This is a genomic window from Sinobaca sp. TMA16-18 (genome assembly GCF_059510535.1).
The window spans coordinates 365,752-390,962 of the sequence record NZ_JCAKFM010000003.1; the positions used below are offsets into that span (position 1 = coordinate 365,752).

Sequence of the window (25,211 nt, forward strand, 5' to 3'; positions counted from 1 at the left end):
CTGCACACCTTTCTACATAACGTGTTTTTTTCTATTTTCTATATTATGTGTAAGAATTGCGTTTCTGTAAAGTTTTTAGACTTATTCTAATTGGCTCAAAAAGTCTGTCCTTTTCTAAAAAGACACTCCATGCAAATTTGGGTCTAATCTGTTAAGTATAACTCTACCATGCCCTTGTTTGCACTACTTTATTCAAGAAATAAAAAAAGCACTCCATATTAGGAGTGCTTTTTGTAAAATATTAGTATTTTCTGCTAAAAAGTTACTAAGGAAAAAATATCATACTCTCCCAGCTCAGCCAGCTTGTCCCGGCCATCCAGGTAGTCCAGTTCAATTAAGAAGGCAAGGCCGGCTACAATGCCGCCCAGCTCTTCTACCAGTTTTACAGTGGCATGAATGGTGCCGCCGGTAGCCAGCAGGTCGTCTGTAATTAGCACACGTTGTCCCGGCTTGATGGAATCCTGATGGATGGAAAGCTGGTCTTCCCCGTATTCCAGCCCGTAATCCATATCCACGGTTTCGCGGGGCAGTTTGCCTTTTTTCCGAACCGGTACAAAGCCGATTTCCATTGCGTAGGCGATCGGGCAGCCAACGACAAATCCTCTTGCTTCAGGTCCTACAATCACATCAATACTTTTGTCTTTCGCGAATTCTTTCATTTCGTTAATCGCCTGTTTGTATGCCGGGCCGTCCTGCATAAGAGTCGTAATGTCTTTAAAGCGAATGCCGTCTTTCGGGTAATCCTCAACGACTGTAATATATTTCTTATAATCCATGATTAACCTTCTCTCTTAATTCATTGTCTTGTTTTTCCAAAAGCAGTTCACCAAGCAGCCGTTCCTTCAACTGCTTATACGTAGAAAAAAGCAGGTCCTGCTCCATTTGCTTCAGCTGTTCCCGGCGATTGTATGCAGTCGATTCGGTTAACGGCTTTTTTCCGCTGGACCCTAAAAACTCAACCTTGCTGCCTTCCAGCCTGATAAACCCAAGTTCAGTGAAGACATTTGTCATAAAATCAATATCTGCCGCCTTCCAGCCTTTCTGCTGAATTAACTTTTGTTTGAGCGTTTCCAGATTAAATGACTGGTATTTATTTAAAAATGAGTAAAACCACTTGAAATGTTCTCTTGTTCCTCCGTGTTGGAAATAGGTTTCTTCTTCTGTGTAAAAACAGGCATACATATGCTCTGTCCGGCGGCAGAGATGAAGCGCCTGGTTTAATTCTTCAAGAGACGTTGGAATATCGATAAAAGCCGTATATTTCTCTTCGACAGGATTCTCCAGCTCACGGGCCATATATAGTGCAGAACCATCCGGCAGGTCATCTGCTATTAACGCTTTGGTTTTGTCCTGAAAAACGACAGCCGCCGTGCCGGCAGGAAGGGCTTGTATCATCTGCTTTAATCCTTTTTGCTGGCGCTTGTCATGAACCTGGCATGTAGTGATCGCCATATCATGCATCATCAGCTGCGGTTTGCGGAAATTGTTCCATTCATTAATCGTCAGTTGCCCTATGAAAGAAGCATTGGCCGTTACCGTCATCTGATCGGCTAAATGCCCCTTTTGAAAAGCAATTCCATCGAGCCGGCTCCCCGCCTGTTCAAGTGAAAGTTTCAAATGGGTTTTATCGCTGCCGATTTTTTTAAAGGCCGTAATTTCCACGTCTTCAAGCAGAAATACAGGCTTTGGGTTTGCCATCCCGAATGGCGCGAGTGTGCTTAAATCTTCCAGCGCTGCCACTGTAATATCGGATAACGGTACCTGCAGGTCAATGGAAGCCGCAGGCACATAGGCAGAAGGATCAAGGACAGAGGCTGCCTGCCGGCACAGTTCGGTACGCAGCTCTTCGATGTTCTCCACCTTCATCGAAAGACCGGCTGCCATTTCGTGGCCTCCGAATTTCTCAAGAAGCGGACGCTGTTTGGATAACTGCTCAAACATATTAAAGCCTTCAATACTCCGCGCCGATCCTTTAGCGGTTTTCGTTTCGCCGTTAATGGATAATACAATGACCGGGTGGTGGTAGGTCTCGACAAGGCGGGAAGCCACAATCCCTATAACGCCTTCATTCCAGCCTTCTCCTCCTGTGATAATCACTTCGTTCTCATGATATCCTTTGTCTTCCACCTGCTTGACGGCCGTGTCTGTTAACTCTTTCACTATATTTTTTCTCGATTGATTCAATGTATCGATGCGCCCGGCCCATTCAGCTGCCTCCTCTTCGTTTTCAGAGAGGAGCAGATGAACCGCCGGGTCAGCAGAATCCATGCGGCCGGCTGCATTTAAACGCGGTCCCATCGTAAATCCGATATGGTCTTCCTGCATTGTATCCGCGTCAATGCCGCACACTTTCTTTAATGCGGCAATTCCAGGCCTTGTGGAAGAAGTAAGCGAACGAAGCCCTTTTTTAACCATGCTTCTATTTTCATCCACAAGCGGCACCAGGTCGCTTATCGTACCGAGCGTCACCAGGTCCAAATAATGTTCCGGCAGCTCTCCGAGAAGGGCATGGGCTACTTTAAAAGCCACTCCAACCCCGGCCAGTTCTTTAAACGGATAAGAGCAGCCTGGTTTTTTAGGGTTTATAATAGCAAAGGCTTCCGGCAGCTCCGGGGGCGGCTCGTGGTGATCGGTAATAATAACATCCATGCCAAGGGCATTGGCTGCGGCAACTTCCTCTTTAGCACTGATTCCGGTATCTACCGTAATCATCAGAGAAGCCCCGTCTGCTGCAGCCTGTTCCACTGCCGGTATATTAGGGCCGTAGCCTTCTGTAAAACGATTAGGAATATACCAGCCGAATACGGCTCCCGCTTCTTTAAGCAGAAGTACCATCAGCGTCGTGCTCGATACCCCATCGGCATCATAATCACCAAAAATCAAAATCTTTTCTTTATCCTCTATTGCCTGTTTTATTCGGGAGACCGCCCGCTCCATGCCATCCAATAAATATGGGTCATGCAGCCTGGACATGCTCGTGTCCAGAAAAGAGGCGGCCTCTTCTACAGAGGAAAATCCTCTGGCAGATAATACTTTTGCTGCGAGAGGAGACAGGTTCATTTTTTTTTCGAGTACTTTCCATTCCTCATTGACAGAGGAAGCTGTTTTCCAATTCATTTTGGATTTTAACATTAAAACACCCCTCAACCCGTTTATTATACTAAAGGGTTGAAAGGGTGACAATCTTATATTTACAGCTTACGGCCTGTTTTTTCCGGTAGTTTGTTTGTCTTTTCTGCGGCCGAACCCTTTGCTTCCTGAAGCGGCAGAGTCCGAGGCCGGTGTCCGATTTTTATATTTTTTTAATTCTGTCCGAAGTCCGTAAATTTTAACAGCGTTGATGGAACCTGCGATGAAGGCTCCTATTAACACCGAACCAAGTATGATAAGAATGAGCGGCCATTCTGCCGTACCGAACAAGTAGTTCACTTCTACACTATTAACGTTAATTACTGCAAAAACAGCAATAACAATGGCTAAAATCAAACTGACAATAAACATCGTTTGTGTTTTCATCACGCATTCTCCTATTCTGGTTTCTTTTCCTCAAATGGATTCACATGCACGAATACATCCTGCACTTCCACCATTGTCATTAATGATTCCTTTACCTGTTTTCCGATCGCATGCCCCTCCTCTACGCTGATATACGGATCTACACCAATCTTTATATCAATTATAACGTAATGCCCATGCTCCCGTGCAAAAAATTCATCCACATGCAGCACGCCCTCCACCTGCTCCGCATTCTTTATCATCTCTACGGTATCTTCCGAATGAAGCACATGGTCAAGCACATTATGAATAGAATCTTTCCCCAGCTTCCAGGCCATTCTCATAATCAATATGGAGACAAATAAACCCGCTAAAAGGTCTCCGTATGTCAGAAAGTTAATGTTGTAGGCACCCCCTGCAATGGAAGCTCCTATCCCAATTAAAGCGGCACTAGAGGAAAAGACGTCAGAGCGGTGATGCCAGGCGTCTGTTATAATCGCTTCGCTTTTGTATTTCACACCCAACTTATATTTATAGCGGAACATGCCTTCTTTTACTATTATCGAAAAAACGACCGCATATAAGGCTAGACTGCCTGGAACGACCACAGGCTCTGATATGTCTCTCACCGCATTTAATCCTATTTCAAACCCGACCACAAATAGCAGAACAGCGACAATAATCGCCGTCAGCGTTTCTGCTTTGCCGTGTCCGTATGGGTGATCAGCATCAGGAGGCAGCTTGGCTGCACGGATCCCGACCAGCACCGCTACTGATCCGACCACATCCGACGCAGAATGAGCGGCATCGGCCACAAGGGCACGGCTGTCGGCCATAACACCTACGATAAATTTAATAATGGCTAAAATAATATTTCCAAAGATGCCAACCATAGCTCCAAAACGCACCATTTTATACCGATGTTCCTGAAAGTCGTTCATCGCTATCATTCCTTTATCTTTGTTACCTATTTTCCGTTTTAAAAGATAGAAAAAACCATGGCACAAACCATGGCCTTTTCGTTATAACGTTGGTTCTGCTTCTTTCTGTGCTTCTTTTTTCTGCTGCTTCTGAATGCTTTTCCATTTCCACGATACCCATAACTGGGCGGCAAGGAATAAAGAGGAATACGTTCCCGCAATAAGCCCGATAATCAAGGCAAAGGAGAACGAGCGTATCGCCTCGCCGCCGAATACATAAAGGGATACTGCTGCAAATACGACGGTAAGAACCGTGCTGATGGAACGGCCCAGCGTCTGATTTAAACTTTTATCAACCACAGCAGAGAGCTGCTCAAAGGTTGAAACTTCTTCTTCTTTCGCCATATTCTCCCGGATCCGGTCGAATGTAACGATCGTATCGTTGATGGAATAACCGACGATCGTCAGAACGGCTGCAATGAACGGTACGTTCACTTCGAGCTGCAGCGCACTAAATACGACGATAATGAAGAAAGCATCATGAAACAGGGCGACGATAGCCGCAAGTGCATATAAGAATTGAAAACGGATGGTCACATAAATAATGATTCCGACCGCTGCGATGAGTACCGAAATCAGGGCATTCATGGCAAGTTCTTCTCCTACCTGAGGAGACACGGTACTGATATTCGGTTCCTGTCCATAGTTATCAATAAAATACGTCTGTACCTCGCTGATTTCCCCTTGATCGAGAGCTCCTATAAAGCGGGCATGAGCGATTTCCCCATTATCTCCGGCAAGGGTAATATCATCGGGTTCGTATCCTTCGCCAATAGCAGCAAAATCTTCCTGCACCTGCTCTGCGGTCAGCGGATCTCCTGAAGATACTTCCACCCGGGATCCGCTCTCAAAGTCGATGCCGAGATTTAAACGGATCGTGACCAGCAGGGCAATTCCTATAGCTGCCATTACAAGTGATATGATAAAAAACTTTTTTCTGTGTTTGACGAATGGAATTTCTTTTCTACGTTTACTGCCGAGCATCAATGTCACGCTCCTTTATTCCAAACACTCTTGGCTTTTTGTTGAAGATCCGGCTTTTCACCCATAAACCGAGTAAAAATCTCGTTAAAAGAACGGCGGTTAAAAAGCTCGTCAAAATACTGACAATAAGCACGACAGCAAACCCCTGAACGGAGCTCGTACCATAGTAAAACAGTACCCCTGCAGCAATAATCGTCGTGATGTTGGCATCTACGATAGTGGAAAAAGAACGGCTCGTTCCTAGTTTAAAGGCGCTGATAACCGATCTGCCTTCACGCAGTTCTTCTTTAATCCGCTCGTAGGTGATAATATTCGCATCTACGGCCATACCCACACCAAGAACGAGGGCTGCAAGACCAGGCAGGGTCAGAACACCCTGCATCCAGTTAAAAACAACCAGCACGACATAAATATAACTTGTCAGGGAAATAATCGATATAACTCCCATGAATCTGTAATAGAAAAGCATAAATGCGAAAATCAGGCCGATGCCGATAAATCCGGCAAATATTGTCTGTTCCATCGCTTCTTCTCCAAGAGAGGCACCAACAGCATTGGAGTAGATCTCTTCGAGTTCAACCGGCAGTGACCCGGAATTAAGAATCTCTGCCAGAAATTCTGCTTCTTCGAGTTCAAAGTTTCCTTCTATCTGTACGGTATCGGTATAAAGAGGTTCGTTAACGGATGGAGCAGATAAAAACTTAGGATCTTCTTTTTGGGATTCCTCCATAAAAGAATCCCCTTCTTCATAATCCAGCCAAATAACCATCAAGTTCTCCGGTGGAGGATATTCTTCAATAACCTGTTCGGTTACCCGGCCGAACTCATCTCCGTCCCGGAGCCCAACGGAAACAACAGGCTGATTGCCCTGGTCAAAATTGACGCTGGCTCCACTTTCCTGAAGATCGTCACCAGAGAGCAGTACATTATCATCTATGTCACGAAAGCTCAGGTCTGCTTCGGTAGCGAGAAGCTCCCGGGCCTGCTGCTGGTCGTCTATCCCTGCCAGCTGCACCCTGATACGGTTATCTCCTTCAATCGAAATGTTGGGTTCTGATACCCCCAGAACGTTCACACGTTGATCGAGGGCACTAACCGTCGACTGCATCGTCTCCTCTGTTACTTCCCCCTCGCCGCCGGGATTATTGACTTCATATAATATCTCAAAGCCTCCCTGCAGATCGAGTCCAAGATTAATGCTTTTGGCGGTATTGAGCGCCGTTTGGGACATCAGTCCCCCAATAGCAAGGACGATGAGAAAAAAGATAACAATTCTCGATTTTTTTATCATGCTTCGGTACATCCTCTCTATACACTGTCTCAAGCTGGCTTTTTTCATGAAAAAACTTGGCAGTGCTGCCAAGTTTGCTGTTACAGGCCTTTTTTTTCACAGAACATGCTAATTATACGGACGCATCTAAATTAATGTCAAATCACTTTTTTCTATACTATACGTTTTGCACTTAAGAACGGGCACTGCGGGTATTTTCAATATCTTCCAATATAGATGCCAGCTGATTGCCGCTGCGGCTCTTCTCTTCAAGGTCAATATAGGAATTAATCGTAAGGCGGTTCATATAGTCGCTCATTTTAAGATGCAGAATATCTTGTATTACTTTATGTAAATNAATATAGATGCCAGCTGATTGCCGCTGCGGCTCTTCTCTTCAAGGTCAATATAGGAATTAATCGTAAGGCGGTTCATATAGTCGCTCATTTTAAGATGCAGAATATCTTGTATTACTTTATGTAAATGCACTCTTTTTTTCCATGTCCGCTCGTTCTCAAGTAGATACTGCCAAATGGTTTCTTCTGTTACATTAATGTACCCAAGCATATGAAACTCTTCTTTTTTACTCTGCAGTGCCGGCTGCACCACATCTTTCCAATTGCTGACTGAATATAACATGCTTTAGCTCCTTTACCTGTTTTGCGCTTATGTCTGAATAACCTGATAGATCTCTTCTTTTATTTTAGCAGGGGAGAGCGCAAAGAAAAAGCTGTCTCCCCAAAATTAATAAAATGGAGAAACAGCTGTTTTTACAATGGAAGTACTTTAATCTTCATTTACTACCTCTTTAACCGCACTGCGGTCAAAAGTCAGCCTGTTGCTTCCATCTACAACAATAACAAGTTTGTTTTCGTCTATCGCATCAATTGTACCGTGAAGGCCTCCAATTGTGACGATGCGATCTCCTTTTTGGAGATTGGAGTGCATCTGTGTGATCTGCTTTTGTTTTTTCTGCTGTGGACGAATAAGCAGAAAATAAAAAATAGCAAACATAAGCACGAGCATAATAATTGCTTCCATGATTTGTCCCTCCCTTCACTGGTTAAAAAAACTAAAAGTTTTTGGCATTTTCTTTATTAAAGCCGTATGCCTCAAAATACTCTTCCCTGAAATCAAGAAGCCTGTCGTCACGTATAGCCTGGCGGACCTGCTCCATCAAGTTTAACAGGAAATAAAGATTGTGATAAGAAGTGAGCCTAAAACCAAATGATTCATTGCATTTCACCAAATGACGTATGTAAGCTCTGGAATAATTTTTGCAAACATGGCAGTCACATTTCTCATCAATTGGTCTGAAGTCCCGGGCAAACTTTGCATTTCTAACGACAAGACGGCCGGAACTTGTCATGCACGTCCCGTTCCTTGCAATTCGAGTTGGAAGCACACAGTCAAACATATCGATGCCGCGGATCGCTCCATCTATAAGAGAATCAGCAGACCCAACACCCATCAGATACCTTGGCTTGTTGTCCGGAAGAAGCGGAGTCGTAAATTCCAGCACACGATTCATGATTTCTTTCGGCTCTCCAACTGATAGACCGCCTATAGCATAACCCGGAAAGTCGAGAGAAATCAATTCTTTCGCTGATTGTTTACGAAAATGTTCATATTCTCCTCCCTGGACAATGCCGAACAATCCCTGCGTATCCGGATTAGCGTGTTCGGCCAGACAGCGCTCAGCCCACCTGGAAGTTCTTTCTACACTGGCTTTCATGTATTCTTCACTTGCCGGATGAGGGGGGCATTCATCAAACGCCATCATAATATCAGGTCCCAGGTCATTTTGAATCTGCATTGCTTTTTCAGGAGATAAAAACAATTTTTCCCCGCTGATATGATTTCTAAAGTGGACGCCCTCTTCTTTAATATCTCTAAGCTTGCTTAAGCTGAACACTTGAAATCCACCGGAATCGGTTAGAATCGGCTTGTTCCAGTTCATGAATTTATGCAGACCGCCCGCTTCTTTAATGATATCTTCCCCGGGTCTGATCCATAAATGATACGTATTGCTTAAAATAATCTGGGCGTGCATTTCTTCCAGTTCATCCGGACTGATGGTTTTAACAGTAGCCATCGTTCCAACCGGCATGAATATCGGCGTTTCAATCACTCCATGCGGAGTATGAAGCTTTCCGAGCCTGGCCCCGGATTGTTTGCACGTTTTTATTAGTTCGTAACGGATCGCGCTCATGTGACGCCCCCTCCCTTTTTAATAAACATAGCATCTCCAAAGCTGAAAAATCTATACTTGTTTTTCACCGCTTCTTTGTATGCCTCCAATATTGTATCTTTTCCTGCTAATGCGCTGACAAGCATAACCAGCGTTGATTTTGGAAGGTGGAAATTAGTAAGCAGGGCGTCAATTCCTGAAAAAGAATAGCCCGGATAAATGAAAATATTCGTCCATCCTGATCCTGCAGCAAATAAACCATCGTTCTGTCCCGCAATCGTTTCCAAAGTACGGGCGGACGTCGTTCCTACCGCTGTAATAGTACCCCCGGAACGCCTTACTTCATTCAGCGTCTCCGCAGCCTGCTGCTTTAATTCATAAAATTCAGAGTGCATGTCATGGTCCTCTATGGAATCGACCGAAACAGGCCGGAACGTCCCGAGACCGACATGAAGCGTAAGCGGAACAATATGAACCCCCTGCTCCTGAAGCTCATGCAGCAAATCTTCGGTAAAATGAAGGCCTGCCGTCGGCGCCGCTGCGGAACCATTGTTTTCTGCATATACCGTCTGATAGCGCTCCTGGTCTTCCAGCTTTTCTTTTATATAGGGAGGAAGCGGCATTTCACCAAGTGACTCCAGAATTTCCAGAAACACCCCATCGTATGAAAATTGAAGAATACGACCGCCGTGTTCCTGCAGCTCTATGCATTCGGCGGTAAGCTTTCCTCCACCGAACGTTATAACCGTCCCTGCTTTAATTTTTTTGGCGGGCTTTACGAGCGTCTCCCACTTGTCCTGTTCCAGCTGTTTTAACAAGAGTATTTCAATGGCAGCCCCTGTGTCTTTCTCACCAATCAGCCGGGCGGGCAGCACGCGCGTGTCATTAATAACCAGCGCATCTCCCTTTTGAAGAAACTGCTTTACCGCCGTAAATTGACGGTGTTCGACCCCGCCTGACAGCGGATCGACCACCATCATCCGGGAACGGTCTCTATTTAACAAAGGAGTCTGGGCGATCAGCTCCTCCGGAAGTTCAAAGTCAAAATCCTGTACGTTCATGTCCAGTATTCCTTTCTATGCATGCCGTTTTAACGAAAACGGCCTATCACAAATAAGATCAAAGATAACACGATACTTATAATGATGGAAGTAGCGAGCGGAAAATAAAAAGAAGTATTTTCTCCTTTAAAGAAAAAATCCCCCGGCAGGCGCCCTAATGAAATATAACGGCCCCCCACCTGCCAGATTACACCAAATAATATAAGCGCAGCACCCAGACCGATCAACAGCTTTGGGATATCATTCACTGTCCCGGCACCTCCAGTTGAAAATGCTCATACACTTTGGCACTGACCATCCGGCCTCTCGGGCTTCGTATTAAAAAACCAATCTGGAGCAGATACGGCTCGTATACATCTTCCAATGTATGGGATTCTTCCCCAATTGACGCTGCTACCGCTTCAACTCCCACCGGTCCTCCGGCAAATGTTTCAATAATGCTTTTCAGGAGCTTATGGTCGATGTGATCCAGTCCAAGCTTATCGACCTGAAGCTTTTCCAGCGCATTTCTTGCTATGTTTTCTGTAACCAGTCCATCTCCCTGCACCATTGCAAAATCGCGAACGCGGCGCAGCAGCCTGTTGGCAATGCGGGGGGTTCCCCTTGAACGTCTGGCCATTTCATAAGATGCTTCCTCGGTAATATCGAGCTGAAACAAATCGGCACTACGGGCTACAATTTTAGCAAGCTCCTCCGGCTGATAATATTCCAGACGGGCATGAACACCGAACCTGTCCCGGAGAGGGGCTGTCAGCATCCCCGCTCTCGTTGTTGCTCCAATCAGGGTAAAGGGCGGAAGATCAAGCCGTACCGAACGCGCTGTTGCCTCTTTCCCTATCATTATATCAATGCAGAAGTCTTCCATTGCCGGATACAGTACCTCTTCAATCGTACGTGGAAGACGATGTATTTCGTCAATAAACAAAACATCTCCCGGCTCCAGAGCAGTAAGAACTGCTGCCAGATCGCCGGGTTTTTCAATAGCAGGACCGGATGTTGTTTTGATGTTTACTCCCATTTCGTTGGCAATAATCATCGCAAGCGTCGTCTTACCAAGACCGGGCGGACCATATAATAGAACATGGTCCAGGCATTCTTCTCTCATCTTGGCGGCCTCAATAAATATACTTAAATTATCTTTTACTTTATGCTGTCCAATGTATTCTGAAAACTGCAGAGGACGAAGACCGCTTTCCATCGATTGATCATCGTTGGTTGCTTCCTGGGATACGATACGGTCATCCATTACTGCTCACCACCATTTATTCATTCGTCTCTCCATTATGAGAGCATCCACTGCAGGGCTTTTCTAACGTACTCATCTGCGCTCAGCTGTTCTTTTGCAAGCTTTGGTTTCACTTTTTGGATCTCTTTTTCTCCATACCCTAATGCCCGCAGTGCTTCCAGTGCTTCCTCAAGCGGCTGGTCGAACAGCGGTCCGGACGCACTTGGCGCTGCCAGAAAACCTTCTTCTCCGATGATGTCCTGCAGTTTGCCTTTTAAATCCAAAATCATCTGGCGGGCTGTTTTTTTTCCGACACCGGGAAATTTCACTAAAAATGCTTCATTTTCATTTTCAACAGCTTCCACGACCTGAAGCGGTGCGCCGGCTGCCAGAATGGCCAGGGCCCCTTTCGGACCGATGCCAGACACCTGCAGGAGCCGCTCAAACAACTCGCGTTCTTTTCTGGATTTAAAGCCATAAAGCCGTAGTATATCTTCTCTTACATACTGATAGGTATATACCGTATTTTCTTCATTCAGCTGAAAAACAAAAGGGTTGGCACAGTAAATTAAATACCCAATGCCCCCGACTTCCACTGTAATGGTATCTCCTTCTGCACGTACCACTCTGCCTGCTACATATTCTATCAATCAAGACACCCTTCCCCATCCTGCGAACATACTTTCCCTAATCCTATCAAAAAAGCAGACGTTTGGGTATTACTGATTTATTTGTTCCTGCGTTTCATTCCAGTCAAAATTGTGATGAACGTCCTGGACATCATCATTTTCTTCCAGCACGTCAATCAGCTTTATCATTGCTTCCGCGTGTTCCGCACTGAGCTCTACTGTTGTTTCAGGTTCCATCAGTACTTCCGCTTTCACTACTTTATATCCCTTTTCTTCAAGCTCGGCTCTTACTTTTTCAATCTCTTTGACCGGTACGGTAACCGTGAACACTTCTTCCTCCCGTTCCACGTCATCGGCTCCGGCTTCAATTGCATCAAGCATAGCGGTTTCTTCTTCTACTTCTTCCCCGGAAAGAAAGATATAGCCGTTTTTGTGAAACATAAAAGCGACACATCCGCTTTCTCCCATATTGCCGCCGTTTTTGTTGAAAGCATGGCGGATCTCGGCCACCGAGCGGTTCTTATTATCTGTGAGCACTTCGACCATGACAGCCGCGCCTCCCGGACCGTAGCCTTCGTACGTAATTTCTTCGTATTGGATGCCGCTTGTATCACCGGATGCTTTCTTAATCGTCCGGTCCACATTGTCTCCGGGAATATTTTCAGCTTTTGCTTTTGCAATGGCAGAACGCAGTCTCAGGTTTGTGGACGGGTCATCTCCCGCTTCCCGGACTGCAGCAAAAATTTCCTTGGAAAGCTTGGTAAAAATCTTTGCCCGCTTTGCGTCCTGTCTTTCTTTTCTATGCTTAATATTATTCCATTTTGAATGCCCTGCCATAACGGATCTCTCCTCTATTTTATCTTGATAAATAGCTGTTTTTCCTTTAAAGTCAATTAGACCAGGTACCGTAAATAAGCACACTAGGAGCCTATACTATGAATAATCCGGATAAAATGCTCGGCGAAGCACGCCGTAACCAAATATTAAAGTGGCTCGAAGAAGCTTCTTCCCCCTTAACAGGAAGTGAATTAGCGAAACGAACAAAAGTCAGCCGGCAGGTTATTGTTCAGGACGTCTCCCTATTAAAAGCAAAGGGACACCCTATCCTGGCAACAGCCCAGGGCTATATTCTTGTTTCTGCTCAGACACCAACTACCGTTCAACGAAAAATAGCCTGCTATCATCTCTCTGATTTAGAAACGACCCAGAAAGAGCTGCAGATTGTAGTCGATTATGGAGCCGTAGTTGTCGATGTCTCGGTAGATCATCCAATTTACGGTGATCTTACAGCATCTTTATTAATAAAAAATCGTTACGATATCGGTCAGTTTATTCAGAAGATCTCCAATACAAATGCTGCACTTCTCTCCGAACTGACCGGCGGCACGCACATGCATACGATCGAAGCTGCTTCCGACCAAATTTTGGACAATGTCTGTGATGCATTGGAAAAAGAAGGATTTCTTCTTTCATAATGGACACCCAGATGGTGGTCTTGTTGAAGAAAAGCCGATTCCTTATTTAGGAATTGGCTTTTTTTGTGTACTTTCTATTTCTTCAACGGAGAATAGACAGGGATAACTCCCTAATATACGAACTCCGCAGCCAAGCGCTTCCAGTTCTGCTACCGCTCCGGGAAGCAGAACATCATCCATCAGCTGGTCTACGTCAATCACAAAAAAATAGTTGCCGATTCCTGTTTTCATCGGCCTGGACTCGATTTTTGTCAAGTTCAGCTTTCTCCAGGCAAATGCTGACAGCACCTGATGAAGCGCCCCGGAAAAATCCGAAGGCAGGGTGACCATTAACGTGGTTTTATCCCCCGTCCGGTTGGACACCGGCTGTAATTCCATGGAAGCTTCTCTGGCAAGTACGACAAACCTCGTATGATTATTTTCATAATCATGAATGTTTTCATTCACAATGGTCAATCCGTATTGTTCTGCTGCCAGTACGTTGGCTACGGCAGCTGCATTCATTGCCGGGTCATCATGAAGCTTCTCGGCAGCCGCTGAAGTCGAGTTTGTATAATGCAGGCCCGCACCGGGAAGAATATCTGTTAAGAAGTCGTGGCACTGGGCAATGGCGTGCGGATGGGAATATACATCCTCTACGTCTCTCCACCGGGAAGCACGGGAAGGATGCACCATTAGATGCTGTTCAATAGGCACCGTTACTTCTCCAATAATAGGAAGGTTATGTTTGTGAATTAAATAGTCCAGCGTCATGTTTACTGATCCCTCAATCGTGTTTTCCAGAGGAATAACCGCCCGGTCAATATCTTCGGCTGCAAGGGCGTCCATACATGCCGGAATCGTCTCAAATGGAACCAGCTCTTCCTCTGTAAAAATGGAAACTGCCGCCATTTCAGTAAATGTCCCCTTCGGGCCGAGATATCCTATCTTATTCATACCCATCGTTCCTTCCTTGTTTCGATAAATTTACAATGATCCTGATCCAACTACTTCTGCTTTTTCAACAGAAGGCATAGCCTGTATCCTGCGTACAAGCTCTCTGATTTCCATATTTAAAGCAGACGTGTCTACTGTAAGTGTTACGTTAGCTCTTCCTTGAAGAGGAATACTCTGATTGATTGTTAATACATTGGCATTGGCCCGGGCCATCAGTGCAAGCAGTTCTGATAACGATCCGGACTTATCCACAAGCTGGATAGATAACGTAATAATCTGTTCTTGTATCATTTGGTGAAAAGGGAACACTGCGTCTTTGTATTTATAAAAAGCGCTTCGGCTTAAGTTGACTTCCGCTGCTGCATCGGCCACTCTTGCCACCTTTCCGCTTTCCAAAATAGCCTTTGCAGCCAATGTTTTCTGCATAGCTTCTGTCAGCAGATCCTGACGCACTAAATAAAATTGGTCCATTTTCTCTGCCAATACATTTCACCGCCATTAACCATGGTCGATACCATCATTTTCATACTAATTATACATTATAAAGACTTGCCCGCTGTTTTACAACAAGCGGGCAAGTCTGAGGTCTTCTAGCCTTCCATAAATTCGAATTCAAAGTCAAGCAGTTTGACGATATCGCCGTGCTTGGCTCCTTTTTCCCGGAGGGCGCTGTCTATTCCCATGTGTCTCATTTGGCGGGAGAACTTTTTAATTGATTCATCGCGCATCATATCTGTCATTTTAAAGCGGCGCTCAATTTCTTTTCCTGAAATGATGAAGGTGCCGTCTTCATCAATGGTAATTTCAAAAGCCTGCTTTTCTTTATCAAACGAATAGAGTACCCTCTGTTCTTTATCTACGTGATCTTCATAAAGAGGAAACTCCGGCGTCGTATCGATCAAGTCTGCAACCGTGCGGAGCAGATTCGTTAGTCCGCTTTTCGTTAAAGCGGAAACAGGGAATACCTGAAGATCTTTTGGTGCTTTTTCCAGAAAAGCATCGAGTCTTTCCTGAGCTTCCGGCATATCCATCTTGTTTGCCACGACGACCTGTGGACGTTCCAACAGACGCATGTTGTATTGTTTAAGCTCTTCGTTTATTTTTAAATAGTCGTCATAGGGATCTCTGTCCTCTATGCCGGACATATCCAGAACGTGTACAATAACACGTGTTCTTTCGATGTGACGGAGAAACTGATGGCCAAGTCCCACGCCCTCGTGGGCGCCTTCAATTAAACCGGGCAGGTCCGCCATAACAAAGCTGACGCCTTCTTTTACATTAACTACACCAAGGTTTGGTTTTAACGTAGTGAACGGGTAGTCGGCGATTTTAGGACGGGCGGAAGAAACAACGCTTAGTATCGTCGACTTTCCAACACTCGGAAATCCTACCAGGCCGACATCAGCAAGAACTTTCAGTTCAAGCGTTACGTTTCGATCACCTGCCGGCTCTCCTTTTTCACTCAGTTCCGGAGCGGGATTGGATGGAGAAGCAAATCTTGAGTTCCCCCGTCCTCCGCGTCCGCCTTTTATAATGACAGCGCGCTGCCCATGATCAACGAGGTCTGCCAGAGCCTGGCCCGTTTCATCATCGGTCACAATCGTGCCCGGTGGCACTTTAATAATTAAATCATCGGCTCCTCTGCCGTGCTGGTTCTTCGGACGGCCGTGTTCACCTGGTTTTGCTTTAAAATGTTTTTTATAGCGGAAATCCATTAACGTGCGGAGGCCTTCATCTACTTCAAATATAACGTCGGCTCCTCTTCCACCGTCGCCTCCGGCCGGTCCGCCGTCCGGTACGTATTTCTCGCGCCGGAATGCTACCATGCCGTCGCCGCCGTCGCCGGCTTTCAGGTAGACTTTTACTCTATCTACAAACACATGCTTCACTCCTTATTTTTATTTAGTACAAATACAAGTTCCTGTCCGTTCGCTACGATATTCTCTACATAGCAGCTGGATGAAACACTCCACTCGCCAAGCCAGTTCTGCATGTTTTCCATATCCTGAATGCCGCCCTGGAAATCAAATTCAATATAGGGGGATTCCTGAAGGTGAAAGCTCACAAGAAGCGTCGGATCTGTTATGCTGTGAGACTGTTCATTGAGCTTTTCAAAAAACTGGTCAAAAAAATCCAGCCAGCATTTTTCATGCCGGGCACAATCTATTGGTTTACCGATCATTTCAATATCTAAATGAAATTTCTGCCACTGCCAATTGAAGGTAATCAATTTATAAGCAAGGTCCGGCGTATTCAAGTCGGACAGCTTTGCTTCATGCTCAGCACGTCTTGTTACTTCATTAAGAATGTCATAAACACGATCTTTTCGGTCGAGCTGCAGATTCCCTTTTATGACTTGTACAATATTCATCCAGTCATGCCTGGAATGTCGAAGAATATTTAATTTGTCTTTTTCCTGCAATACTCAGCACTTCCCAGTTTGTGTCGTTAGAATATATACCAGCTCATCTAAAGGCTGAACCCTATTATGATTACTTGTGAAAGAGCCGTGCGGCCTGCTTTCTCCAGCTTCTGTTCTTCTTATCGTACCACTAATTCTCCGGTAAAAACCAGAATAGCTTATAAATCGTCCAGAATTGAATGTACATGACATTGGATGAAATAACAACTAAAACTTTCACAGAGAGCCTCTGCCGGCAAGTGAAGCACGCGGGATGCAGGATAATATTTCTTTTTATCAGCCTCATTCTCCTATACAATAAAATGATAAAGTTCTCTTTGCATTAAAGCTATATTTAGAAATGAGGGATAGGACATGCAGGATGAAAACTATATTTATGGAAATACACCTTGTTACTTAGGAAGTACCAATGTCTCCGGCGACTGGGAAACAGCTGCCGGCAAGGATGTTCTGTTTTACGGGGTTCCCTGGGAAGGGGCAGTAACGTGGGGCGATTTCACCGGCTGCGAACTGGCTCCTAAAGTGATCAGGCTCAGCTCCGCACGCTACAGCGGCTATCTGCCCGAACTTGATCATATCGATGTAAAAGAACATTTAACGATGGGGGACGCCGGCGACATTGACGTTGTTCCGTCCAATGTAGAAGAAACGATGGAACGAATCGGCGCTTTTGCCGAGAAAGCCTGGGACAGTGGTGCTTTTTCCGTTGCATTTGGAGGAGACCACGGCATCACCTACCCCATTGTTAAGGCATTGGCTTCCAAAGGAAAAAAAGTAGGCATCATTCATATGGATGCCCATTATGACAATAACAATAACTCCATGGGGGATCCGTTCGGCCGGGGCGCCCCATTTGCCCGCCTTTATGAAACCGAAGGCGTCCGGAACGAAAGCCTCGTTCACCTCGGTATTCACGGCCCGAGAAATAAGCCGGAAAATGGACGAAGCGCCAAAGAAGCCGGAGCGGTCACACTTACGATTAACGATATCCGCAAAAACGGCGGAGACCTGGAGGCATTTGCTGATGAGGTATATTCGATTGCTGCCGAACAGACAGATGCCGTTTACTTAAGCATCTGCAGTGACGTGCTCGACCACGCCTTTAACCCGGGAGGTCCTATTGACGGCAATGGCCTTTACTCTCATGAACTGTTAGCGCTCATTCATGCGTTTGCTAAAAAAGGACTGATCGGCATGGACTATGTGGAAGTTTATCCACAGCAGGATCCCAACGATTTTTCTTCCCATTTTGTAACAAATGCCGTGCTTTATGCGTTAGCCGGTCATCAGCTTTCCAAAAAATAAGTAAACCCCTCCTGAAAATGGAGGGGTTTTGTTTGATTACACACTTTACTGCTCATGCTGCAGCACAAATTGAACGGCTTTTTCTCCTTGAAGTATACAGTCAGGCAGCCCGACGCCTTCAAAGGCGGCACCGCCTGCATATACATTCGGAAATTCGTCAGCCAAACGGTTTCTTACTTTCGCCAGTGACTGCTTATGACCAATTTCATATTGCGGCATCGATTGTCTCCACCTTGTTACGAGAAAATCGGAAGGCTCTGCCTGTATCTGCATAATTTTCTCCAGGTCATGACGTACAGCTTCCAGTATTTCTATATCCGGCTTTTCGACGATTCCTTCGCCTCCAGGCTTGCCGACATAACAGCGGATCAATGCTTTGTCTGCAGGAGCGGAATGCTTCCACTTCCGGTGGGTCCACGTGCAGGCAGTAATCGTATAGTCTGCTTTTTTGGAAACGACAAATCCGGTTCCATCAAATTCTTCCGGTACTTCTCCGGCTTCAAACGTCATCGATATTGTCGCCACTGTCGTCGACCGTATGCTTCCAAGCGTCTCATCGATCACCGGATCCTGAAGCAGTTTAGATGTGACATGAGGCGGTGTGGCCAGAATGACTTTATCCACTTCTTCGGTGGACCCGTCTTTAAAATACAGCATCATGCCCCGCTCCGTTTTTGAAAGGCGTTCTACGGTTGTATTTTTATAAACAGCTTCTTCTTTTAAATGATTTTCAATAGCTTCCACTAAAGAATACAGCCCTCTTTCAAAGCTGAGAAAAGCACCCTTTTTTTTAGAAGCCTCTTCATTTTTATTAGGAGCCGGCGGTTTGAGCCCGCGCATTAAACTTTGGTGCTTCTGCTCGGCTTCGAAAAACTGGGGGTAGGTTGCATGCAGGCTCAGTTTATCTATATCTCCTGCATATACGCCTGATAACAGCGGATCAATTAAATAATCCACTGCTTCGCTGCCAAGCCGGCGGCGGAAAAACCCTCCAAGAGATTGATCCTCTTCCGGAGAGCTTTTCGGTATGACTAAATCAGCTAAAGCCCGTACTTTTCCTTTAAAGCTGAGAAGCGGCGTTTTCCAGAAAGGCATCCACTTTGTCGGAACACCCATCACCGATCCTTTAGGAATCGGATACAGATTGTCTTTTTTCAGGATATACGCCTGACCGGCAAAGTTCGAAACCATTTCTTTATCAATGCCGACTTCTTTTGCGAGCCGGGAAGCACTTTCTTTTCGGGCGAGAAAAGAATCAGGTCCTCTTTCCATGACAAAACCATGCCGGTACTCTGTCTGTATCTTCCCCCCAAGCCTGCCGCCGCTCTCAAACAGTTTAAATTCCATATCTAAATCATTCGCCATAATAGATTTCTGCAGATAGTAAGCAGCGGTAAGGCCGGTAATTCCGCCTCCAATAATAGCTGTTTTAGTCGTCATGCCAGTCACTTCTCTACGCTGGCATTCATTTTGCTTTCGATAACATTGGCCAGCGCATTTAAAAATTCAGGCTTTGCATTAGGCATCTCGGGACGATAATAAGCGGCGCCTACTTCATCTGTCGCAGCTTTACACTCTACGTCATTATCAAATAAAACTTCCAGATGATCCGTTACAAAGCCTACAGGACAGTAGACAAACGCTTCAAACCCTTTATTGCGGGCCAGATCCTTTGTTAAATCCTGTACATCGGGGCCAATCCATGGATCCGGCGTGTTGCCTTCACTCTGCCAGCCGATATCAAAATGCTTGATGCCTGCCTGGTCTGCTATCATTTCTGCGGTTTCCCGCAGCTGCTCCGGGTATGGATCTCCATTGGCCAGAATTTTTTCCGGGAGGCTGTGTGCGGAAAAAATGACGCAGGTTTTGTTTTCATCCTCCACCTCTGCCAATGTTTCTTTCACCTGATTGACCCAATAGTCAATGAAAAGCGGTTCTTTATACCAGCTTTCCACGCTGTGTATAACCGGTCCGTTGATTTTTTCAGACATTTCTTTGGCTCGGCCGTTGTATGATTTTACGCTGAATGTGGAAAAGTGGGGAGCTAAAACGATACTATAGGCTTCTTCAATACCGTCTTCTTTCATCTGCTCGACAGCTTCTTCAATAAATGGATCAATATGCTTCAGACCTAGATACATCACAAATTCCACGTCCTCATGACGGCTGTTAAGGACGGCCGTCAGCCCGTTAGCCTGGTCTTCTGTCAGGCGGGCCAGCGGAGAAATACCGCCGATCGCTTTATAACGCGACACAAGATCTTCCAGCGCTTCTTCTGAAGGTTTTCTTCCCCGGCGGATATGAGTATAGTAAGGCTCTACTTCTTCCAGGCTTCTCGGCGTTCCGTAAGCCATCACGAGGAGTCCGATTTTCTTTTTCATGTTAATTTCTCTCCTTTGCCTGTCTGGTATAGTCATGAACAAACGCAGTCAGTCGTTTTAACACCTGAGGATCCACTTCCGGGAAAACGCCGTGGCCCAGATTAAAGATGTACGCGTCATTTTTGATGCCTTCATCAAGTATAGGTTTAACCTGCTCTTCGATTTTTTCCCATGGTGCCAACAGCAGGGACGGATCGAGATTTCCCTGTAACGCTTTATTTACACCGGCCTGTCTTGCTTCTCCAATACTCGTTCTCCAGTCAAGTCCCATGACATCAATAGGGAGATCATTCCATTCCTTCATCAAATGGCCGGCGCCTACGCCGAACATAATAAATGGCACGTCTTTTCTTTGCAGCTCTGTAAATATTCTGTTCATTACAGGTTTAACAAACGTCCGGTAATCCGCCGCATTTAATGCGCCTACCCAGGAATCAAAAATCTGGATTGCTTTGGCACCGGCATCTATCTGTGCATTTATATATACGATGGTCATATCAGCCAGCTTGTTCATGAGCAGATTCCATGCTTCGGGCTTTGCGTGCATAAATGCTTTTGTGTGATGATAATTTTTCGATGGGCCTCCTTCAATCATGTAGCTGGCCAATGTAAATGGAGCACCGCTGAATCCGATCAACGGAACATTCAGCTGTTTTTCCAGCAGCGAAATCGTATCAAAGACATACGGTACGTCTGCTTTTGGATGCAATTCACCCAGCGCTTCAATATCACGCATCGAACGGATCGGGTTGGAAATAACCGGACCGATGCCGGATTTAATTTCCACATCTACTCCCATAGCTGGAAGCGGCGTCATAATATCTTTATATAAAACTGCAGCATCATTATTGTACTGATCCACCGGCAGTTTCGTTACGTATGCACATAACTCCGGCTGATGGGTAATTTCAAACAGTGAATACTTTTCTTTGATTTTACGGTATTCCGGCTGTGACCTGCCCGCCTGTCTCATATACCAAACCGGTACATGATCCGTCGCCTCGCCTCTGCAAGCTTTTAAAAACCGGTCGTTGAATGGCTTGTTCATCTCCTGCACCCCTTTTAACTGCACTGATATTATATCGGTGGCCTGTCTTATTCTGTGTGAATTCCATATCATTTTTACCATACTCTTGTCTGAATGTCATGTATAGTACTTATCGCAAAGAGTCATTAATTGTCCATACCACTTTTTCATAAAAAAATACCGGCACTAAAAAAGTGCCGGCTGTCTGCTTTAAGAAGCAGACCCCCAAATAGAACCAACTTTCACTTCTACTGTGTTGGAAGGCTCGCCTTCCTGGTTGGTCTGGGAATTAAATGGAACAACTTTATAATCTTTTAGGGAAAAGACATTTACTCCTTCTACGGTGTACGAGCCTTCCCCTTGAACTTCAGCGATTTCTGTTTCTTCATCTCCATCTATTTCATAAAGCTTATACTTCACCCGGTCATCCTCTGACGGTGTCCAGGCGAGCTGTACATTAATCAGTCCGGATCCTTTAAAACTTAATGAGGAAACCAGATCATTTACTTCTCCCATATCAATCGGGTCTGCCAGATCCTGGACACCTTCCGGTTTTTCAAATTCCTGCTGCGGGGCAGTCTGCTCTTCCGGAAGCCTGTTCATAATTTCTTTAAACAAAGTAACCGCGTATGCACTGCCGCCTTCCAGATAGTTCTCCTCTGTCGTCTGGTCATACCCCATCCACAAAGAGCCTGTCCACTCCGGTGTGTAACCGGCAAACCATGCATCTCTTGCTGCATCATCAACAGCTTCAAATGAGGTTGTTCCGGTCTTGCCGGCCAGAGCGTAGGAAGTATCCCCGCCCGCCGTTCCGGTTCCTTTCAATACAGCCTGTTCCAGCATTCTTGTCATGTACCAAGCGTTCTGCGGGGTAGTTACTTCCGTTTCGTCTATCTCGCGCTCAGCAATTGTTTCTCCGCTGCGGTCTTCAATCTTTTCTATAAAATAAGGTTCCACCTTCATCCCATTATTGGAAAACGCCGTATACGCTCTGGCGATTTCAAGCGGGGACGTTCCTTCTGACATGCCGCCAAGAGCCACTCCGAGTCCCTCGTCTTCCACCTGCAGACCGGCTTTTTCCATCCAGCTGCTGCTGTAGCTTTCGCCAATTTGGTCGTAGAGCCAAACCGCAGACGTATTCGTCGACTCAATGACCGCCTCTGACATGGAAACTTCTCCTTTGTATTCATCATTAATATTAGACGGCTCGTATCCGTCGTAGTCTGTTTTTTCATCTACAAGCATCGAATATGGCTGGTAGTCGCCGGTATCAAGTGCCGGCCCGTAAACAGCCAGCGGCTTCATCGCAGAACCCGGCTGCCGTTTCAAGGTTGTCCGGTTGAGACCCTGACGGACGTACTCCCTTCCACCCTGTACCGCCGTTACCCCTCCGGTATCGCTGTCCATCATGAAAAAGGAAGCTTCGCTTCTGGCTTCGGATGATTCCGGGAAATAGCTGCTGTCCTGGAACAAGTCATAGGACGTCTGCTGCATTTCATTGTTCATCGGTACCGTTATCGTGTAGCCGCCCCGGTATACTTCTTCTGCACTTATGTGATACGTGTTCTCTGCTTCGGACAACACCATATCAATGTACGTATAGTAGGCCGGGTTGTTTTCCGTACGATGAAGCTCTGCAGGAACGGTCCTGCCCTGCGCCGCAACAGCTTCTTCTGCGCTGATAAAGCCATGCCGTTCCATTACGGAAAGAACCACATCACGCCGGTCTTTTGACCCTTCCGGGTTATCTATCGGCGAATAGGTGGTCGGGGCTTTCGGCATTCCGGCAAGCAGCGCCGCCTCATCAATAGTCAGTTCGGAAGCATCTTTGTTAAAGTACATCTCGGAGGCCGATTGAATACCGTAGGCCCCGTGGCCGAAGTATATTTGATTTAAATAGTAGCCGAGAATTTCATCCTTGCTGAATTTCCGCTCCAGCCCCATGGCAATAAGTACTTCTTTTGTTTTTCTCATTAACGATTTGTCATTTGTTAAAAAGGCATTCTTGGCCAGCTGCTGGGTAAGCGTGCTTCCGCCTTCGACCGCGGCTCCTGCTTGTATGTCACGGTAAAGCGCCCGCCCGATGGCTCGTGGATCTATCCCCTGGTGCTGGTAGAAACGCACATCTTCAATAGCTACAAATGCTTCTTTCACATGGTCGGGAAGCTCATCAATATCGACTAAATCCCTGTTTTCTTCCTGCAGCTCCGCAATAAGCTCTCCCTCTTCATCTTCAAGGACAGACGTTTCGTTCATTACGAGTTCTTTCTCATCAATAGCTGCAGCGCCAATGACTACAGAAGAAAGATAAATTCCAAAGCTCAGTATAATAAATGCTGTACCAAGTGCCAGTACAACGAACCATTTCTTTTTTAACATGTTCGTATTCCTTTCTTAACAGCCTTCCATATTTCTTTCTGGATTAAAAACCTTTACAATTGAGTAAAGCGGTTTATTTCACCAGCAGAAAACGAAAGCCTGTATCCGCTTTTCATGCTTCTTACACCAGTCGTTACTTAAGGAGGAAAAGTTACATGAGCTATGCCTGTTTCGGCAAAAAGCCGTCTGACACTCTTATTACGAAACCATCCGTACAAATGATTCAATTGTCTGCTGAAACAGAAAAAAATGCTGCAGCGGATATATGGTATGCAGAAGACCTGATGGGCTCTCTTGAACCTGAAGCGACGCACACTATTATCAACAAAACCGGAACGCTTCCGGCCCATTCTTTTGTTGTCTGCAACAACGTTCCTGTGCTTGAAGAAAAACAGCCTCAATTTGAGGAGCGGTTTCTGCAGCGGGCCGGGAAAGTAGAAAAAGAACCCGGTTTTGAAGCTATACGTATTTTAAAGCCAATCCATTCAGATGTAAATGTCATCATTACTTTTTGGCAGGAGGCTTCTTTTTTTACAGACTGGCAGAACTCTTCCGCTTATAAAGAAGCACATAAGCACAGAAACACGACACAGGGATTATCAAAAAGTATTTTCTCCCGTCCTTCTTATGTAGGATACTACAACGGTATTTTTCATTCGGTCGGAAAGAGCAATGATTAAATGAGGTGACCGCATTGAGTGAAATAAGTATTTGGCTTGCTTTTGGGGCGGGCGTTATATCTTTTTTATCCCCCTGTATTTTTCCTTTGATACCGGCTTATCTAGCCCAGCTTACCGGTACCGTCATTACAGACAGCAAAGTAACCGCTTCACGCAGCATGATTCTTTCAAGAAGCTTTGGGTTTATTATGGGATTCACCATTATTTTTCTCTTATTAGGAGCTTCCTCTACTTTTCTCGGGCAGCAGTTTTCCCGATGGGGGAACATGATTGAACAGCTTGGGGCGGTAGTCATTGTTTTATTTGGTCTGCAGATGGCAGGTATTATTTCCATCCGCGCCCTGCTTTCTGAAAAACGCATACATAAAAAACCAACTCATTCGTCGAGTTTTCTGGGCTCGATTTCGCTGGGGTTGATTTTTGCGGCAGGATGGTCACCTTGTATCGGCCTTGTTCTCGGCTCTATCCTTGCTATGGCCAGCCAGTCGGATACGCTCTATTCAGGAATGGCCATGCTGTTGTTTTATTCAGCCGGACTCGGTGTTCCTTTTCTTATCGTAGCCCTGCTGTATTCCAGATCGCTGAATAAACTAAAACGCTGGAACAAATGGCTCCCCCGCCTTCAGCGTACGGGCGGCTATATTATGATCGCTTTAGGCATTATGCTTTTCACCGGCCATTTCCAAATGATATCGAGCTACCTCGCCCGGTTTGTGCCATTTGGCATTTAAATAAAATAATATTATCTGATGGCCCTGCCATACATGGAAA

The 25,211-nt window shown here is 45.7% G+C and carries 27 protein-coding genes; 4 read left to right on the plus strand and 23 right to left on the minus strand.

From position 1 onward, the window contains the following. Positions 1-254: 254 nt before the first annotated feature. The 15 genes from AC5W14_RS08115 to AC5W14_RS08185 form a co-directional block, all read right to left on the minus strand. Positions 255-776: an adenine phosphoribosyltransferase gene (locus tag AC5W14_RS08115; protein WP_496058822.1), complete on the minus strand. Its 522-nt coding sequence runs from the start codon at positions 774-776 to the stop codon at positions 255-257. After that, entirely contained in the window at positions 766-3,132 is a 2,367-nt protein-coding gene (gene recJ, locus AC5W14_RS08120) for a single-stranded-DNA-specific exonuclease RecJ (protein WP_496194091.1), read from the minus strand. Before recJ ends, AC5W14_RS08115 begins: the two co-directional genes overlap by 11 nt. A 66-nt stretch (positions 3,133-3,198) precedes the next feature. Beyond that, positions 3,199-3,516, minus strand: a complete 318-nt coding sequence (locus AC5W14_RS08125; protein ID WP_496058824.1) for a LapA family protein — start codon at positions 3,514-3,516, stop codon at positions 3,199-3,201. Positions 3,517-3,527: 11 nt separating this feature from the next. Then, positions 3,528-4,445, minus strand: a complete 918-nt coding sequence (locus tag AC5W14_RS08130; protein WP_496194092.1) for a cation diffusion facilitator family transporter — start codon at positions 4,443-4,445, stop codon at positions 3,528-3,530. Between the two features lie 72 nt (positions 4,446-4,517). Next, positions 4,518-5,384 (minus strand): protein translocase subunit SecF, encoded by an 867-nt coding sequence (secF, locus tag AC5W14_RS08135; RefSeq protein ID WP_496058826.1) that lies wholly within the window; start codon positions 5,382-5,384, stop codon positions 4,518-4,520. A 61-nt stretch (positions 5,385-5,445) separates the two neighbouring features. After that, a complete protein-coding gene (secD, locus tag AC5W14_RS08140; RefSeq protein WP_496058827.1) occupies positions 5,446-6,750 on the minus strand; it encodes a protein translocase subunit SecD in 1,305 nt (434 codons plus the stop codon). A gap of 172 nt (positions 6,751-6,922) precedes the next feature. Then, entirely contained in the window at positions 6,923-7,048 is a 126-nt protein-coding gene (locus AC5W14_RS08145) for a hypothetical protein (protein WP_496194093.1), read from the minus strand. Positions 7,049-7,071: 23 nt separating this feature from the next. Continuing rightward, positions 7,072-7,368: a post-transcriptional regulator gene (locus AC5W14_RS08150; RefSeq protein WP_496194094.1), complete on the minus strand. Its 297-nt coding sequence runs from the start codon at positions 7,366-7,368 to the stop codon at positions 7,072-7,074. A 147-nt stretch (positions 7,369-7,515) separates the two neighbouring features. Further along, positions 7,516-7,770, minus strand: coding sequence for a preprotein translocase subunit YajC (yajC, locus tag AC5W14_RS08155; protein WP_496058829.1), 255 nt, complete (start codon positions 7,768-7,770; stop codon positions 7,516-7,518). Between the two features lie 31 nt (positions 7,771-7,801). Next, positions 7,802-8,941, minus strand: coding sequence for a tRNA guanosine(34) transglycosylase Tgt (gene tgt / locus AC5W14_RS08160; RefSeq protein ID WP_496058830.1), 1,140 nt, complete (start codon positions 8,939-8,941; stop codon positions 7,802-7,804). After that, complete coding sequence (gene queA, locus AC5W14_RS08165) at positions 8,938-9,981, minus strand: tRNA preQ1(34) S-adenosylmethionine ribosyltransferase-isomerase QueA (protein WP_496194095.1); 1,044 nt, start codon at positions 9,979-9,981, stop codon at positions 8,938-8,940. Before queA ends, tgt begins: the two co-directional genes overlap by 4 nt. Before the next feature lie 29 nt (positions 9,982-10,010). Beyond that, complete coding sequence (locus tag AC5W14_RS08170) at positions 10,011-10,229, minus strand: DUF2905 domain-containing protein (RefSeq protein WP_496058832.1); 219 nt, start codon at positions 10,227-10,229, stop codon at positions 10,011-10,013. Continuing rightward, positions 10,226-11,227, minus strand: a complete 1,002-nt coding sequence (gene ruvB / locus AC5W14_RS08175; protein WP_496194096.1) for a Holliday junction branch migration DNA helicase RuvB — start codon at positions 11,225-11,227, stop codon at positions 10,226-10,228. The genes AC5W14_RS08170 and ruvB overlap by 4 nt, the downstream gene beginning before the upstream one ends. Before the next feature lie 35 nt (positions 11,228-11,262). Beyond that, positions 11,263-11,856: a Holliday junction branch migration protein RuvA gene (ruvA, locus tag AC5W14_RS08180; RefSeq protein WP_496058834.1), complete on the minus strand. Its 594-nt coding sequence runs from the start codon at positions 11,854-11,856 to the stop codon at positions 11,263-11,265. Between the two features lie 69 nt (positions 11,857-11,925). Beyond that, the gene (locus AC5W14_RS08185) at positions 11,926-12,672 is read right to left on the minus strand and encodes a YebC/PmpR family DNA-binding transcriptional regulator (protein ID WP_496194097.1); all 747 of its coding nucleotides are present in this window, start codon (positions 12,670-12,672) and stop codon (positions 11,926-11,928) included. A 98-nt stretch (positions 12,673-12,770) separates the two neighbouring features. Here AC5W14_RS08185 and AC5W14_RS08190 point away from each other — a divergent pair, with 98 nt between their 5' ends. Next, on the plus strand, positions 12,771-13,310 hold the full coding sequence (locus tag AC5W14_RS08190; RefSeq protein ID WP_496194098.1) for a transcription repressor NadR: 540 nt from the start codon (positions 12,771-12,773) through the stop codon (positions 13,308-13,310). A 42-nt stretch (positions 13,311-13,352) separates the two neighbouring features. Here AC5W14_RS08190 and pheA read toward each other — a convergent pair whose 3' ends face one another. From pheA to AC5W14_RS08210, 4 genes are all read right to left on the minus strand, one after another. Beyond that, entirely contained in the window at positions 13,353-14,246 is an 894-nt protein-coding gene (gene pheA / locus AC5W14_RS08195) for a prephenate dehydratase (protein ID WP_496058837.1), read from the minus strand. A 30-nt stretch (positions 14,247-14,276) separates the two neighbouring features. Next, on the minus strand, positions 14,277-14,717 hold the full coding sequence (locus AC5W14_RS08200; protein WP_496058952.1) for an ACT domain-containing protein: 441 nt from the start codon (positions 14,715-14,717) through the stop codon (positions 14,277-14,279). A gap of 119 nt (positions 14,718-14,836) precedes the next feature. Then, entirely contained in the window at positions 14,837-16,126 is a 1,290-nt protein-coding gene (obgE, locus tag AC5W14_RS08205; RefSeq protein ID WP_496058838.1) for a GTPase ObgE, read from the minus strand. A gap of 5 nt (positions 16,127-16,131) precedes the next feature. Next, positions 16,132-16,668, minus strand: coding sequence for a Spo0B C-terminal domain-containing protein (locus tag AC5W14_RS08210; protein WP_496058839.1), 537 nt, complete (start codon positions 16,666-16,668; stop codon positions 16,132-16,134). Positions 16,669-17,022: 354 nt separating this feature from the next. Between AC5W14_RS08210 and AC5W14_RS08215 the strand changes: the two genes are divergently transcribed. Next, positions 17,023-17,973, plus strand: a complete 951-nt coding sequence (locus AC5W14_RS08215; RefSeq protein WP_496058840.1) for an agmatinase family protein — start codon at positions 17,023-17,025, stop codon at positions 17,971-17,973. 45 nt (positions 17,974-18,018) lie between these two features. Here AC5W14_RS08215 and hemY read toward each other — a convergent pair whose 3' ends face one another. From hemY to AC5W14_RS08235, 4 genes are all read right to left on the minus strand, one after another. Then, positions 18,019-19,413, minus strand: a complete 1,395-nt coding sequence (gene hemY, locus AC5W14_RS08220) for a protoporphyrinogen oxidase (protein WP_496058841.1) — start codon at positions 19,411-19,413, stop codon at positions 18,019-18,021. Positions 19,414-19,418: 5 nt separating this feature from the next. Then, positions 19,419-20,354: a ferrochelatase gene (gene hemH, locus AC5W14_RS08225; protein WP_496058842.1), complete on the minus strand. Its 936-nt coding sequence runs from the start codon at positions 20,352-20,354 to the stop codon at positions 19,419-19,421. 1 nt (position 20,355) lies between these two features. Next, the gene (gene hemE, locus AC5W14_RS08230) at positions 20,356-21,402 is read right to left on the minus strand and encodes a uroporphyrinogen decarboxylase (RefSeq protein ID WP_496194099.1); all 1,047 of its coding nucleotides are present in this window, start codon (positions 21,400-21,402) and stop codon (positions 20,356-20,358) included. Between the two features lie 189 nt (positions 21,403-21,591). Then, positions 21,592-23,760, minus strand: coding sequence for a transglycosylase domain-containing protein (locus AC5W14_RS08235; protein ID WP_496194100.1), 2,169 nt, complete (start codon positions 23,758-23,760; stop codon positions 21,592-21,594). Positions 23,761-23,915: 155 nt separating this feature from the next. Here AC5W14_RS08235 and AC5W14_RS08240 point away from each other — a divergent pair, with 155 nt between their 5' ends. Both AC5W14_RS08240 and AC5W14_RS08245 read left to right on the plus strand, forming a co-directional pair. Beyond that, positions 23,916-24,440: an antibiotic biosynthesis monooxygenase family protein gene (locus tag AC5W14_RS08240; RefSeq protein ID WP_496058845.1), complete on the plus strand. Its 525-nt coding sequence runs from the start codon at positions 23,916-23,918 to the stop codon at positions 24,438-24,440. A gap of 5 nt (positions 24,441-24,445) precedes the next feature. Further along, the gene (locus AC5W14_RS08245; protein ID WP_496058846.1) at positions 24,446-25,171 is read left to right on the plus strand and encodes a cytochrome c biogenesis CcdA family protein; all 726 of its coding nucleotides are present in this window, start codon (positions 24,446-24,448) and stop codon (positions 25,169-25,171) included. Positions 25,172-25,211: the final 40 nt, after the last annotated feature.

Coding starts and splice junctions, on each gene's coding strand:
- tgt (WP_496058830.1), bottom strand. CDS start 8,941: ATGAGCGCGATCCGTTACGAACTAATAAAAACGTGCAAACAATCCGGG.
- secF (WP_496058826.1), bottom strand. CDS start 5,384: ATGGCAGCTATAGGAATTGCCCTGCTGGTCACGATCCGTTTAAATCTC.
- AC5W14_RS08215 (WP_496058840.1), top strand. CDS start 17,023: ATGCAGGATGAAAACTATATTTATGGAAATACACCTTGTTACTTAGGA.
- AC5W14_RS08185 (WP_496194097.1), bottom strand. CDS start 12,672: ATGGCAGGGCATTCAAAATGGAATAATATTAAGCATAGAAAAGAAAGA.
- pheA (WP_496058837.1), bottom strand. CDS start 14,246: ATGAATAAGATAGGATATCTCGGCCCGAAGGGGACATTTACTGAAATG.
- AC5W14_RS08240 (WP_496058845.1), top strand. CDS start 23,916: ATGAGCTATGCCTGTTTCGGCAAAAAGCCGTCTGACACTCTTATTACG.
- AC5W14_RS08200 (WP_496058952.1), bottom strand. CDS start 14,717: ATGGACCAATTTTATTTAGTGCGTCAGGATCTGCTGACAGAAGCTATG.
- hemY (WP_496058841.1), bottom strand. CDS start 19,413: ATGACGACTAAAACAGCTATTATTGGAGGCGGAATTACCGGCCTTACC.
- AC5W14_RS08125 (WP_496058824.1), bottom strand. CDS start 3,516: ATGAAAACACAAACGATGTTTATTGTCAGTTTGATTTTAGCCATTGTT.
- hemH (WP_496058842.1), bottom strand. CDS start 20,354: ATGAAAAAGAAAATCGGACTCCTCGTGATGGCTTACGGAACGCCGAGA.
- AC5W14_RS08145 (WP_496194093.1), bottom strand. CDS start 7,048: ATGAGCGACTATATGAACCGCCTTACGATTAATTCCTATATTGACCTT.
- queA (WP_496194095.1), bottom strand. CDS start 9,981: ATGAACGTACAGGATTTTGACTTTGAACTTCCGGAGGAGCTGATCGCC.
- AC5W14_RS08115 (WP_496058822.1), bottom strand. CDS start 776: ATGGATTATAAGAAATATATTACAGTCGTTGAGGATTACCCGAAAGAC.
- AC5W14_RS08235 (WP_496194100.1), bottom strand. CDS start 23,760: ATGTTAAAAAAGAAATGGTTCGTTGTACTGGCACTTGGTACAGCATTT.
- hemE (WP_496194099.1), bottom strand. CDS start 21,402: ATGAACAAGCCATTCAACGACCGGTTTTTAAAAGCTTGCAGAGGCGAG.
- ruvB (WP_496194096.1), bottom strand. CDS start 11,227: ATGGATGACCGTATCGTATCCCAGGAAGCAACCAACGATGATCAATCG.
- yajC (WP_496058829.1), bottom strand. CDS start 7,770: ATGGAAGCAATTATTATGCTCGTGCTTATGTTTGCTATTTTTTATTTT.
- recJ (WP_496194091.1), bottom strand. CDS start 3,132: ATGTTAAAATCCAAAATGAATTGGAAAACAGCTTCCTCTGTCAATGAG.
- AC5W14_RS08190 (WP_496194098.1), top strand. CDS start 12,771: ATGAATAATCCGGATAAAATGCTCGGCGAAGCACGCCGTAACCAAATA.
- AC5W14_RS08130 (WP_496194092.1), bottom strand. CDS start 4,445: ATGATAGCGATGAACGACTTTCAGGAACATCGGTATAAAATGGTGCGT.
- secD (WP_496058827.1), bottom strand. CDS start 6,750: ATGATAAAAAAATCGAGAATTGTTATCTTTTTTCTCATCGTCCTTGCT.